Raw genomic sequence first — 12120 nt, forward strand, 5'->3', positions numbered from 1 at the left:
TACTCCGAACAGAGTAGTCACCTGGCGTGTCCGGACGCACACCGAGGGTTCCGGCGGTCACTCCGGCCAGCGGACCTCGTCCGGGTGCGAGAGGAACTGTCGCAGGTACTGGTCTTCGGTCCGGCTCCGCAACGGGAACGCGAACCGCGAGCCGTCCGGCCAGGTCAGCGTGCGCTTGCGGAAGCTGACCGCCGGGGCGTCCGCTCCCCTGGCCTCCCAGAGGATCCGCGGCTCGGGCGCGTCGGCCGGGTCCAGGTACGTCGAACCGGTCTCCACCAGCGCGACCGACGTCGGCGAGCAGACCAGCCACGGGCCCTTCGCGCGCCGCAGCAGGTCGAGCGGCTCGAGGACCTGGGCGTCCGCCGGGCCGGTCACGTGGACCGCACGCTCGCCCTTGCCGCCGCCGCTCCCCGCCGCGCTCGCCAGGTACGCGACGAACCCCACCGCCGCGCCGATCCCGCGTGCGACGGTCAAGAAGCCTTCCCGGACCAGCCCTTCGCCTTCGACCGTGCCGTCCGGACGGCGGCCGGGGACGGCGAACCGGAGGTCCGCGTCGCCCAGGCGCAGCCCGATCACCGGCTCCCGCCAGTGCTCACGCAGCACCGTCTCGACGCGCTCCCGGAACCCGGGGCGCACCTGCGCGGCGTCGGCGGCGGACTCCATGCGGTCGCCGAACTCGACGGCCTTGCGCGCTAGATGTCCAAGTTCCGCCGGGTCTCCTCCGGGCTCTGGTCCCCGCCGATCGCGCTCTTGTCGAACCACGGTTCGTCCTCCTCCGGGGTGACGGCTTCCTTGCCTTCGCTGAACGCCGTCTTGCCCGCGGCGATGCCGGCCTTCACGCTCGCTCCCGCGACCAGCGGGCTCGCGCCGACCGAGGTGCCGAACATCGTGGTCAGCGCGCGGTTGCCGGGCGTGAACGGCACGCGCGCGGTGTTCTCCAGCGTGTCCAGGCCGAACCGCGACTCCCCGGCGTACCGGCCGAGCCGGAACTTCCGCGTCATCTCCACGACCTTCGTCGAGTACTTCGCGAGGAACTCGATGAACGTGTCGAGCAGCTTGCCGAACTTGCCGAGGTAGCGGGTGACCTTCTGCAGCACGCTCGCGGCCTTGGCGATGGACGCCGTCATCGCGGCGGCGACCGAGCTGCCGAAGCTGATCACCGACGCGGCCAGCGCGGGTAGCCAGATGGTGATCAGCCAGGACACCAGCTCGGTGATGATCGCCTTGATCACCTCTTCGATGACCTGCATGACCATCGACCACATCTGCAGCACCTCGGCGACCGACCCGGCCGCCGAGCCAACGCCGCGGATGCCCGAGGAGAAGTCGCCGAGCGCCTCCTTGGCCGCCTTGCCCGCCTCGTCGACCCACTCGGCCAGCGCCGTGTCGCCGGTCTTCTCGAAGTCCTCGGCGAGGGCGACGAAGCCGTGCGCGATGGTGCTGAAGTTCTCCGACGCGTGCCCGATGGCCGGGCCGTCGCCGGTGACCGCGTGCAGCGCGTCCTGCAGCGGCTGGACCAGCTCGAGCAGCATGTTGAGCCCGTGGCTGACCAGCCAGCCGATCGGGTCCATCGCGAAGGTGACCATGTCGGTGGCGGCACTGGCGACGAACCCCGCGCCGTCACCGACCAGCGCCTTGCCCGCCGAAGCCAGCTCCCCCACGCCGTCCGCCGAGGCGGCCTGCTGGGCGTGCTCGGCGATCGACTTGCCGGACTTGTACAGCGTGCCGACCACCGGCGTGGCCTCCGCCGCGCGGTCGAGGTTGGCGCTCGTGCTCTCGTCGTACGGCTGGACGTCCAGCGCGTCGGCGATGCTCCGTTTCGGCTCGGTCACTTGCCCTGCCCCCCGATCGCGTCGATCTCCGCCTCGTACCGGCCGAACGCGATCACGCCCGCCTCTTCGGTCCCGCGGTACATGTCGGCGGCCTTGGTCATCTTGGTGGTGAGGCCGTCGACGCCGTCCTTCAGCTCGCCCAGCAGCGAACGCAGCTCGCCGAGGCGGTCGGTGTAGCCCTGCTTGGCCCAGATCCCGACGACGCCCCAGGCGGTGTCGGTCACGTCGGCGGCGTCGATCTTGGCGCCGAACTTGTCCGCTTCGCCTTCGTAGAAGGGCAGCTGGCGCGCGTATCCGGAGATCGCGTCGATGTTGGTCTGGATTCCGTCTGACATCGCGGAAGTTCCCTCGGTCGGTTTCAGGAGCGGCGGAGGATCGGGCCCTGGTCGAAGTCGTCGTCGTCCCCCGGAGCGGGACGGCGTCGCGGCCGCGGCGCCTGCTGCTCCGACGCGGGTTCCGGCGCCGCGGTTCCGAACGCCTCGGCCTGGGCCTGCCGGACCTGCCCGCTGACGTCCACGCCGAGCTGGTCGCCGAACGCCTCGTCGACGATGCCGGCCTGCTGCTGGGCGGCCCCGGCCGCGGCCTGGCGCAGGGTGGCCATGATCCGCTGGGCGAGCTGGCCCGCTTCCAGGTGCATCGCCCCGGCGGTGAGCCGCAGGTCGGTGACGGTCCCGCCGGCCCCCGCGACGACCGTCACCGTGCCGTCCGGCGAGGTCACGGTGCTCTCGAGCCGGGCGATCCGCTCCTGCATGTCGCCGACGTCGGCGAACCGGGCTTCGGCCTGGCGCACCTTCGACTGGAAGGTCTCGAACTGGGCGATCAGCTGGTCCATTTCGGCCGACATCGTCACTTCCTTCGCGGTACGGGGCTTCGCCGGATCATGACAGATCACCGGCGTCCGCCGCGGCATTTCGGCGGAATGCGAAGAACGCCCCGCCCGCTCAGCCGATGAAGCCCGCGGCCTTGAGCCAGTCGTGCGCGACGGTGGCCGGCTTCTGGCCGTCCACGCTCACCTTCTTGTTCAGGTCCGTGAGGGTCGCCGTGTCGAGCTTCGCCGCGATCGGGGTGAAGAGCTGCTCGAGCTGCGGGTACTTGCCCGCGACGCCGGCCGCGATCGCGATGGCCGGGTTGTAGGTCGGGAAGAAGTGCTTGTCGTCGTCCAGCACCGCCAGCTTCTGCCCGGCCACGCGCCCGTCGGTGGAGGCGACCGAGCCGAAGCCGCACGGGTCGCCCTTGCCGATGCTCGGGTAGACGACGGCGTCGTTGAGCAGGTGCACCTGCGCGTCGGGCAACGCGAACCCGTAGGTCTTGGCCAGCCCCGGGAAGCCGTCGTCGCGGCTCTTGAACTCCGGGCCCATGCAGGTGGACGCCGCTCCCGGGTCCTTGTTCACCAGCGCCGCGTAGTCCGACACCGTCTTGACGCCGGTCTTGGCCACCGTCGCGGGGTTGCCCGCGATGGCGTACGTGTCGTTGGCGGGCGAGCGGGCCCACCACGTGACGCCGTTGGCCGCGTCGGCCTGCTTGACCGCGTCGTACTGGGCCTGCGGGTCGGCGATCGGCTTGGTCTGCTTGAGGTAGCTGATCCACGCGGTGCCGGTGTACTCCCAGTACAGGTCGACCGCGCCGCTGGTGAGCGCCTGGCGGACGTTGCTCGACCCGGTGATGTTGGTCTTGTCCTGCGGGCTCGCCCCGGCCGCCTGCAACGCGACGAGCGCGATCTGGCCGAGCAGCAGCTGCTCGTCGAACTCCTTGGAGCTGACGCGGATCTGCGCGCCGCTCAGCGCGTCGATCTTCTTGATGGATCCCTCGCCCACCTGGGCGCCGGTCTGGTCCTTGCCGATCGTGCAGCCCGCGGCAAGCACCGCGACGAGCGCGAGAACAGCGGCAGTCGTGCGTCGCATGGGACGTCCTCCTTGAGTCGGTTACAGGCCGCGCGGGTGCAGGACCTCCTCCGCGACCAGGCCCAGCCAGTCGGCGAACAGCGCCAGCGCGGCGACGACGATGCCGAACGTCAGGCTCAGGATCGGGCGGTACAGGCCGATCCCGGCGACGAGCCCGCCGCCGAGACCGCCGCCGTCGATGAACGTCGCCAGCGTCGCGCTCGCGACGGTGAGGACCAGCGCCGTGCGGATCCCGGCGAGGATCACCGGGACGGCCAGCGGCAGCTCGATCCGCCACAGGATCGCCGTCTTCGTCATGCCCATGCCGCGCGCGGCGTCGACGAGGGTCGGGTCGACGCCGTCGAGCCCGACCATCGTGTTGCGCAGCACCGGCAAGGTCGCGTAGACGACCAGCGCCGTCACCGCCGTCGCGGTGCCCGTGCCGATCCAGAGCGCGAGCAGCACGACGAGCCCGATCGACGGGATCGCCTGGCCGAGGTTGCCCAGGCCCAGGCCGATCGGCCGGAGCCACCGGGCGCCGGGGCGGGTCAGCAGGACGCCGAGCGGGAGGGCGATGGCGAGGGTGCACACCGTCGAGATCAGCGTGAGCCGCAGGTGCGCGCCCAGTTCGGTGAAGATCTCGCCGGCGTTGAGGTACCGCTGCTCGATCGAGTCGATCGGCTGCGCCCGCACGAGGAGGAACAGCGCCAGCAGGGCGAGGGCGATGAGCGCCGGGCGGACCAGCAGGCCGAGCCGACGGCGGGGCCGGGCCGGCGGCTCGCGGTCCGGCGCCGGAGCGGGCGTCGCGGTGACCGCGAGCGGTGTCTCGTCGGTGGGCCGCAGCGCCGCGAGCAGGCCGGCGACGTCGCACACCCCCAGCGCGGTGCCGTTCTCGGTGACCGCGACCTCGGTGCTGCCGGTGCGCACCATCGTGTCCAGCGCGTCCCGCAGCGTGGCTTCCCGCGGAACCGCGGGCAGTCCGCCGGTCACCGGCCGGAGTTCCAGGTGCGACACCGGGATCAGCGCCAGCCGCTTCAGGTTCCGCCTCGAGCCGACGAACGACGCGACGTAGTCGTCGGCCGGCGCGGCGAGGATCGCCTGGGGCGTGTCGTACTGCGCGATCTCCGAGCGCGGGCGCAGCACGGCGATCCGGTCGCCGAGCTTGAGCGCCTCGTCGAAGTCGTGGGTGACGAACACGATCGTCTTGCGCACTTCCCGTTGCAGGCGCAGGAACTCGTCCTGCAGCCGGGCGCGCGTGATCGGGTCGGTGGAGCCGAACGGCTCGTCCATCAGCATCACCGGCGGGTCCGCGGCCATCGCCCGCGCCACGCCGACGCGCTGCTGCTGGCCGCCGGAAAGCTCACGCGGGTACCGGAGACCGTGCTCGGGGGTGAGGCCGACGACGTCGAGCAGCTCCCGCACGCGGCCGGCGACGCGGCGCCGGGTCCAGCCGAGCACTCGCGGCACGACACCGATGTTGGCGTCCACGCGCAGGTGCGGGAACAGCCCGACCTGCTGGATGACGTACCCGGTGTGGCGCCGGTGCTCGTCGACGTCGAGCGCCGTCACGTCGGTGCCGCCGATCGTGACCGCGCCCGAGGTGGGCTCGACGAGCCGGTTGATCATCCGCATGGTCGTCGTCTTGCCGCACCCCGACGGCCCGGTCAGCACGACGATCTCGCCCGCCGGGATCCGCAGCGTGAGGCGGTCGACGGCGGGCCGCGCCCGCCCGGGGTAGATCTTGCTGACCTCCCGCAGCTCGATCGTCTCGCCCGCGGTGCCGACTGCCTGCGCCGGCGCCGCTTCGGGGACGCGCCGGCGTCGCAGCGTGGTGAGCTTGCCGAGCACCACGAAGGCCAGGTCGAACAGCAGCGCCAGCACGACGATCCCGAGCGTCCCGGTCAGCACCTGGTTCAGCGAGTTGACCGCGCCGAACCGGCCGAGCCCGTCGAAGATCTCGTTGCCCAGCCCGGGACCCTTGACGTACGCGCCGATCGCGGCGATCCCGATGGTGATCTGCGTCGAGACGCGGATGCCGGAGAGGATCACCGGCCACGCCAGCGGCAGCCGCACGCGCCACAGCACCCGCGCGCGGCCGAGGCCCATGCCGCGCGCCGCGTCCACCACGGCCGGGTCGACGCCGCGCAGCCCGACGATCGTGTTGCGCGTGATCGGCAGCAGCGCGTAGAGCACCAGGGCGAACAGGACGTTGGTCAGCCCCAGCCCGAACGGGCCGATCAGGATGCCCAGCAGGGCGATCGAGGGGATGGTCAGGAACGCCGCGGTCGTGGTGGTCGCCAGGGAGCCGAGCCACCGGCGGCGGTAGGTGAGCAGGCCGACGGTCATCCCCACCAGCACGGCCAGCGCCACCGCCGCGAGGGTGAGGTCCACGTGCAGGATCGCGTCGTTGACGACGTCGATCCAGTTTTCGCGGAGGTACTCCCACAGGCTCAGACCGGGCTCCTCGAGGCGTCGCGGGGCGGAAAGTCACCCCCAGCCCAACACGTTCGCGTGGTCCTGTCCACCGCCGGGTTGATCCACCTGGCCGTATGCAACCGGCGGGTAGGTTGGTTAACCTCCGCCCGTGAGGTTCCTGGGTGTCGTGCTCACCGTGCTGTCCGCCGCCGGATTCGTCGTCGCTCCCGCGCCACCGGCGTCGGCCGCCGCCGACCCGCCCGCCTTCGCGGGCCCGCTGAGCACCCGCGGGCGCTACATCGTCGACGCGAACGGCGACCGCTTCAAGCTGAAGTCCGCCAACTGGCACGGCGGGAGCGGGACGTGGACCGGGTCGGGCGACGTGAACGACCCCGCGAACCACCACGCCGGCGAGATCGCCTACCAGACCCCGCTCGGGCTGGACCGCGCCTCGATCGACACCGTGATCGACGGGCTCGCGCAGCTGGGCCTCAACAGCGTGCGGCTGCAGTTCTCCAACGCGATGATCCACGACACGCGGCCGGTGCCGGACCTGCCCGCCAACCCCGGCCTGCACGGCCTGACCCCGCTGCAGGTGTACGACCGCGTCGTCGACCGGCTCACCGCGCGCGGGTTCGCCGTGATCCTCAACAACCACACCACGACGTCGCGCTGGTGCTGCGGGCTCGACGGCAACGAGCGCTGGAACACCGCGCAGTCCGAACAGCAGTGGCAGGACGACTGGCTGTTCATGGCCCGCCGCTACGCCGCGAACAAGCGGGTGGTCGGCGCCGATCTCTACAACGAGGTCCGCCGCAACGTCTTCGACGACCCGAACTGGGGCTGGGGCAACGACAAGGACTGGCAGCGGGCGAGCCAGCAGGTGGGCGACCGCATCCTCACCGAGGCCAACCGCGACCTGCTGATCATCGTCGAAGGCATCAACTGGACCGGCCTGCCGATCGACGGCTTCGCCCACGGGCGGCCCACGCTGGAGCCCGCCCGCACGCTGTCGCACACGCTCGTCGACTCCGGGAAGCTCGTGTATTCGGCGCACTTCTACGGCTACACCGGCCCGAACCACTCCGGCGCGACCGGCGTCGGCGAGACCCACGACCCGCGCTACCGCGACCTCTCACCCCAGGAGCTGCGCGACACCCTGTACCGGCAGGCGTTCTTCGTCGAGCAGGACACGGGCAAGCACTACACCGCGCCGCTGTGGATCAGCGAGTTCGGCGAGGGCCGCGGCACCACCGACGCCGCTTCCCGGGCCTGGTTCGAGAACTTCGTGAGCTACCTCGCCGAGACCGACACCGACTTCGCCTACTGGCCCGCGGTGGGTTTCCAGACGAACGGCTCGGGTGACGGCTGGTCGCTGCTCGCCTGGGACGCGGCCGGCCACCGCATCGACGTCCTCGACGGCACCGACTGGCGCGGCCCGGCCTGGCAGCGGCTGGTGACCGCGCCGTCGCGGACCGGGCAGATCGCGCCGGCCGAACACTGGTCGATGCTCAATCTGGACTACGCCGACTTCCCGGAGTCGCGCACGGTCCGGGCGCTGGGCGACTGGGATTCCGGCGGCCGCAAGGGCGTCTGTCCCGACGGCCAGCGCCTCACCGGCCTCGCGCACACCGGCGGCCGCGGCCTCTGCACCGGCACGCTGCCCACGCCCACGGCCTACACGACCGTCCGCGACGAGTCCTATGTGGACACCGACTGGGCGTCGGGGTACACGAAGGCGCAGTGCCCGCCCGACCACGCCGTGGTCGGTTACAGCCTCCGGGGCGCGGCGGTTTCCGCGGTGCTGTGCGGCCGCTCCCCCGCCCCGCTCGGCCGCGCCGGCCGCACGGTCTGGTTCGACCGCGGCGACAACCGCCCGGCGGGCGACCCCGGCGGCGACTTCGCTTCGGGCAACTACAAGGGACAGTGCGCGCCGGGCGAATACATCGCCGGGGTGGCGTACACCGGCCGGGTGGGCTCGAGCCGGACGCCGGACGCGCTGCTCTGCCGCTCCTGAGTCAGGCCGGGGACCTGAGGCGCTCCACGAGCATCTGCCGGACCTCGTCGGCCGTCTCGGTGCCGGCCGCCCGGGTGACCGCGTCGGTGACGGCCGGCACGAGCTCGGCGACCAGCTTCCCTTCGAGCGCCGCGGCGAGCTGCTGCGGGTCGACCGGGTGGGCCGAGCTGTCGGTGATGAGCTTGGTGACGGCGTCGAGCGAGGAGCCCAGCGCCGTGATCTTGGCGTCCAGGTCCTTGACGAACTGGGCGTAGTTGCGGTTTCCGGCGCTGTCGAAGACGTTGCCCCACATGAACTGGACGAAGTCGTCGCTGGTGAACGGCATGGCACCCTCCGGGTCGAGGTGGTTGTCGGTGTAGGACTCGTCGAAGTCGACGGCGCCGGCCGAGCCGGGCAGGCTGCCGCCGCTGGTGTACTGGTGGACGTCGTAGCGGCCCGGGTACCGGCCGGCGCCGGGGGCTTCCGGGCGCGCGCCGTACCGGGCGATCACGATGACCAGGCCCGGCACCTCCCACCGGTCCGGGCGCAGCGCGGCGGCGAACGACGCGCTCATGTAGACGGCCGGCCGGACCCCCGCCGCCGCGACGCACCCGCAGAACGCGGTCCCGAAGTCCCGCGCCCCCGCGTCGGGGCGGAACGGGGCTTCGAGGTCCAGCATCGGCGCGACGCCGGTCGCGCCGAGCCGCCGGACCTCGGCGAGCAGCAGGTCGGCCTGCTCCTCCGGACCGGCGGTGAGCTGGGCGTAGTGGTAGCCGCCGACGGGGATCCCGCGCGACTTAGCGCCGGCCACGTGGGTGTCCGGCCGGTAGACCACGCTCCCTTCCTTGCGGCTGTAGGGCGCTCCCCCGTCGGAGACCTTGACCCACGCGAACGCGAGGTCGGTCACCTGGTCCCAGCGAAGGCCGCGCTGGTAGAACGGATGGACGTCGGTTCCCCTGGCCATGGTCGGTTCTCCCTTCGGTCACGTGCCGGTCATTGCCCCGGCTGGAGCGTGGCAACCGGGCAGGTCGGCGCGACGGGCCACCGGTTGCCGGTCGAGACGATCGACGGCGGGAACCCGCCGGGCGCCCGTTGCGAGCACTGCAGCGACCGGGCGGCGCCGCGGGCCGAGTTCAGCGCGACGGTGACGCCGCGGAACGGTTCCGGCCGGGAGTCGAGACGGATCGCGGCGAAGTAGGGACTCGCGCCCGCCACCGTGTTGCCCGTGATCATCGCGTCTTCGATCGGCCCGCTGATGCCCTGGAGCGTGACTCCCGAACCGTCGGGCGCGGCTCCGGTGAACGTGATGTCGTTGTCGCGCACCCCGATCTCGTGCACCGAGTCGCCGTAGATCCCGTCCGCGTCGCCGTCGAGCACGATCGTGTTGCCGGTGACCGTCACCTGGGCCGGGATCCCGCCGCTGTGCGGGGTGATCCGGATGCCGGGGCCGGACGCGCCGTGGCGCCGGATGATGTTGCCGGCGATCTTGTCGCCGGTGGCCACGTTCTGGGAGTCGACGACCCCGGCACCGCTCACCGCGGTCACGTCGAACGTGTTGTCCGCGACGACGACGTCCTCGGTCCGGTAGAGGGAAAGTCCCTTGCCGGCGAAGGTGTTCCCGGTGATCGTCGCGTGCCGGTAGGAGGTCAGCGACGCGCTGAAGTTCACCGTCGAATCGGCGAAGGAGTTCCCCTCGAGCCGCAGGCCGTCGTCCCAGTCGCCGCCGGTGGCTTCCCCGTCGAAGGCGGTATCGCCGATCTGCTCGCCGAAGTGGTTTCCCAGCACTGCCAGCGAGAGCACGTTGCGCTGCACCCCGATCCCCGAGCGGGCACAGCTGACGAATGACCCACCCGAGATCGTCACGCGTTCGACCGCGGTGGCCGCGGTGTTGCCGAGCACCCGGATGCAGTCGCCCTTGCGCGACCCGGGCGTCGCCGGGTGGGCGAAGACGACGTCGCGGACCGTGACGTCGGAGACCGGCATCGAGCAGGTCCCGTTCGCCGTGGTGCACACGCCGGAGCCGATCGCGATCGCGTGCGTCTGCTCGTCGGTGTTGCTCGCCGCCGACGTGTCGATCAGGAGCCGCTGCACGGTGACGTCGCTCGCTCCCGGGTCGAGCGAGACCACCGCGACGGCGGCGGCCTGCTGGTCGCCGACCAATTCGAGCACCGAGCCCGGCCCGGTGCCGGTGAGCGTCACGTGCGCGCCGTGGGTGGACAGCGCGGCGAACCGGTCGTAGGACCCGGCCGGCGCGCGGGACACGCGCCACCGCCCGCTGCCCAGGCAGACCGTGCCGCCGCCCGCGGCGCTCGCCGCGTCGAGGGCGGCCTGGACGGGCGCGCGGTCGTCCAGGCCGTCGTCCGGCACCGCCCCGAAGGCGACGGGGTCGAAGCACCCGCCCGCCCCCGAGCCGGCCCGGGGCACCGCGGCCGCCGACACGACCACCGCGGTCCCTATCGACAAGGTGGCGATCGCCGCGGTCACCAGCAGCGCCCGCCGTCGGATTCGCATCATGCGCATTCCCCTTTGCTTCCCCGGAACAAGATTCAGTAGCCGTTCCTGCTCAGCGCCGGGCGGCGAGAGTCACGTTGAGCCGGTGCACCGCGGGCCCGTAGGTGATGCCGATGAGGACGGACACCTGCCGGGTCCGCCGGGCGGTGACCACCTGGGCCTCTTCTGCGGCGGTGCGGGCGCTTTCCGGCAGCGCGAGGATCGCCAGCAGCGGGATGGTGACGGAGAAGTCGTCGATCACCTCGCCGAGCTGCAGCGGGCCGAGGATGCCCTCCACCCGGACCCGCACCGACGTGAGGCCGGCCTTCGTGATGCTCGCGTCGCCGGCCAGCCCGGCCCGCAGCCGGAACTCGACGTCGTCGAGCACCCGGCAGATGTCGACGTAGGTGCGGGCGGGGTCGGACGAGAACGTGCCGCCGTCGCCCAGGAACAGCCCGGTGCCGGGCCCCAGCGCCGGGTCGACCAACGGGATCACGCCCTGGCCGGCCAGCCCGGTGACCTCCGACGGCGCGTACTGCTGCGTGATCGGCATCGTGAGGCCGCGGACCCGTTCGAGCACGACGCCGGCGGCCGGGGCCAGGCCGGCGATCGCCCCCATCACGGCGGCGGCCGCGTCGGCGACCGGGTTCGGGTCGGCCGTCTCGTCGGTGGTAGCGCCCCGCGCGGCGACGAGGACCATCCGGCCGGTCGCGCTCCTCAGGGCGCCGTAGGAGTTGGCCGCCAGCACGGTGTCCACATAGGTCGCGGACGGCGCGGTGGCGGGGTCGATCATCGCGACCGCCAGCCGCCGGTTTCCCGCCGCCGAAAGGGTTTCCACGTGCTCGGCCAGCGCGCGCAGCCCGGTCGCGGGCGTGGCACCGTCGGTGGCCGAGCCGACGTTCGTCTCCCCGGCCAGGCAGACGAACGTGACGTCGTCGGCGGCCTCCAGCCCGGTGAGCGCGGCCGCGTAGTTCCCCGCCGCCGGCGTGCGGACGCCGTAGATCTTGCTCGGCCGAGGGTCCTGCGCGAGGACCAGGTCGAGGCTGCGGCTCAGCGGCGTCGCGGCGCCGGCCTTGCCGAACAGGGCGATCGCGTCGGCGTGGCCGGTGATCACCAGCGGCGTCGACACGGGCGCGGTGGCACCGTCGGCGTCACCGACGACCGCGACGACGCCGGGCGAGCGCCGGGCCACCGGCACGAGTGCGCCGGTGTCGATGACGACGTCGACCGGTTGGACGAAGGTGGTCATGCCGACCTCCGTCCGTGGTTCCGACGTGGTCGACGCGCGTGGTTCGGCCGGGACGCCCGGTCGAACCACTGCCAATCGTCCACCGGCACCAGGACCGGTTCACCGTCCGCCGAGCAGCGCTCCGCGACGACGGCGGCATCCGTTCTCCCCACGGCAATCCCCCAAGTCGGCTGCCGCGTGGCAACCGGCCACGCGGACCGCCCCGGGAGCGGGCCCCACCCCGAATTCCCCGGACGATGCGGCGACGCTCGCACACCT

At 72.3% G+C, this 12120-nt stretch carries 10 protein-coding genes and 2 pseudogenes; 1 reads left to right on the top strand and 11 read right to left on the bottom strand.

The window, feature by feature from the left end:
• Nucleotides 1-57: 57 nt before the first annotated feature.
• From ABZ342_RS11085 to ABZ342_RS11120, 8 genes and pseudogenes are all read right to left on the bottom strand, one after another.
• Nucleotides 58-663 (bottom strand): hypothetical protein, encoded by a 606-nt coding sequence (locus ABZ342_RS11085; protein ID WP_360471378.1) that lies wholly within the window; start codon nt 661-663, stop codon nt 58-60.
• Nucleotides 664-692: 29 nt separating this feature from the next.
• Nucleotides 693-1832: a hypothetical protein gene (locus ABZ342_RS11090; protein WP_360471380.1), complete on the bottom strand. Its 1140-nt coding sequence runs from the start codon at nt 1830-1832 to the stop codon at nt 693-695.
• Complete coding sequence (locus ABZ342_RS11095; RefSeq protein ID WP_155547073.1) at nt 1829-2167, bottom strand: hypothetical protein; 339 nt, start codon at nt 2165-2167, stop codon at nt 1829-1831. The genes ABZ342_RS11090 and ABZ342_RS11095 overlap by 4 nt, the downstream gene beginning before the upstream one ends.
• A 23-nt stretch (nt 2168-2190) precedes the next feature.
• Complete coding sequence (locus tag ABZ342_RS11100) at nt 2191-2676, bottom strand: YbaB/EbfC family nucleoid-associated protein (RefSeq protein ID WP_360471383.1); 486 nt, start codon at nt 2674-2676, stop codon at nt 2191-2193.
• A 97-nt stretch (nt 2677-2773) separates the two neighbouring features.
• Nucleotides 2774-3733: a glycine betaine ABC transporter substrate-binding protein gene (locus ABZ342_RS11105; RefSeq protein ID WP_360471386.1), complete on the bottom strand. Its 960-nt coding sequence runs from the start codon at nt 3731-3733 to the stop codon at nt 2774-2776.
• A gap of 21 nt (nt 3734-3754) precedes the next feature.
• The gene (locus ABZ342_RS11110) at nt 3755-4642 is read right to left on the bottom strand and encodes an ABC transporter permease (RefSeq protein WP_360471478.1); all 888 of its coding nucleotides are present in this window, start codon (nt 4640-4642) and stop codon (nt 3755-3757) included.
• Nucleotides 4643-4705: 63 nt separating this feature from the next.
• Nucleotides 4706-5476, bottom strand: a pseudogene (locus ABZ342_RS11115) (ATP-binding cassette domain-containing protein); the annotation flags it as partial.
• 135 nt (nt 5477-5611) lie between these two features.
• Nucleotides 5612-6058, bottom strand: a pseudogene (locus ABZ342_RS11120) (ABC transporter permease); the annotation flags it as partial.
• 238 nt (nt 6059-6296) lie between these two features.
• Here ABZ342_RS11120 and ABZ342_RS11125 point away from each other — a divergent pair.
• Nucleotides 6297-8144: a cellulase family glycosylhydrolase gene (locus tag ABZ342_RS11125; RefSeq protein ID WP_360471389.1), complete on the top strand. Its 1848-nt coding sequence runs from the start codon at nt 6297-6299 to the stop codon at nt 8142-8144.
• A 1-nt stretch (nt 8145) separates the two neighbouring features.
• On the opposite strand, the gene ABZ342_RS11130 is transcribed toward ABZ342_RS11125, so the two are convergent.
• Genes ABZ342_RS11130 through ABZ342_RS11140 form a run of 3 tightly spaced genes read right to left on the bottom strand, consistent with a single transcriptional unit; the run spans nt 8146 to nt 11862 of the window.
• On the bottom strand, nt 8146-9087 hold the full coding sequence (locus ABZ342_RS11130) for a GH25 family lysozyme (RefSeq protein WP_360471392.1): 942 nt from the start codon (nt 9085-9087) through the stop codon (nt 8146-8148).
• A 29-nt stretch (nt 9088-9116) separates the two neighbouring features.
• Nucleotides 9117-10637, bottom strand: a complete 1521-nt coding sequence (locus ABZ342_RS11135) for a right-handed parallel beta-helix repeat-containing protein (protein ID WP_360471395.1) — start codon at nt 10635-10637, stop codon at nt 9117-9119.
• Nucleotides 10638-10686: 49 nt separating this feature from the next.
• Complete coding sequence (locus tag ABZ342_RS11140) at nt 10687-11862, bottom strand: hypothetical protein (protein ID WP_360471397.1); 1176 nt, start codon at nt 11860-11862, stop codon at nt 10687-10689.
• Nucleotides 11863-12120: the final 258 nt, after the last annotated feature.

The sequence above is a fragment of the Amycolatopsis sp. NPDC005961 genome, from assembly GCF_040629235.1.
GTDB classification, from domain to species: domain Bacteria; phylum Actinomycetota; class Actinomycetes; order Mycobacteriales; family Pseudonocardiaceae; genus Amycolatopsis; species Amycolatopsis camponoti.

What these genes read in the sequence shown, in the direction of transcription:
- ABZ342_RS11140 (WP_360471397.1), bottom strand. Translation starts at nt 11,862, where the DNA reads ATGACCACCTTCGTCCAACCGGTCGACGTCGTCATCGACACCGGCGCA.
- ABZ342_RS11135 (WP_360471395.1), bottom strand. Translation starts at nt 10,637, where the DNA reads ATGATGCGAATCCGACGGCGGGCGCTGCTGGTGACCGCGGCGATCGCC.
- ABZ342_RS11095 (WP_155547073.1), bottom strand. Translation starts at nt 2,167, where the DNA reads ATGTCAGACGGAATCCAGACCAACATCGACGCGATCTCCGGATACGCG.
- ABZ342_RS11085 (WP_360471378.1), bottom strand. Translation starts at nt 663, where the DNA reads ATGGAGTCCGCCGCCGACGCCGCGCAGGTGCGCCCCGGGTTCCGGGAG.
- ABZ342_RS11105 (WP_360471386.1), bottom strand. Translation starts at nt 3,733, where the DNA reads ATGCGACGCACGACTGCCGCTGTTCTCGCGCTCGTCGCGGTGCTTGCC.
- ABZ342_RS11100 (WP_360471383.1), bottom strand. Translation starts at nt 2,676, where the DNA reads ATGTCGGCCGAAATGGACCAGCTGATCGCCCAGTTCGAGACCTTCCAG.
- ABZ342_RS11130 (WP_360471392.1), bottom strand. Translation starts at nt 9,087, where the DNA reads ATGGCCAGGGGAACCGACGTCCATCCGTTCTACCAGCGCGGCCTTCGC.
- ABZ342_RS11110 (WP_360471478.1), bottom strand. Translation starts at nt 4,642, where the DNA reads ATGGTGCGCACCGGCAGCACCGAGGTCGCGGTCACCGAGAACGGCACC.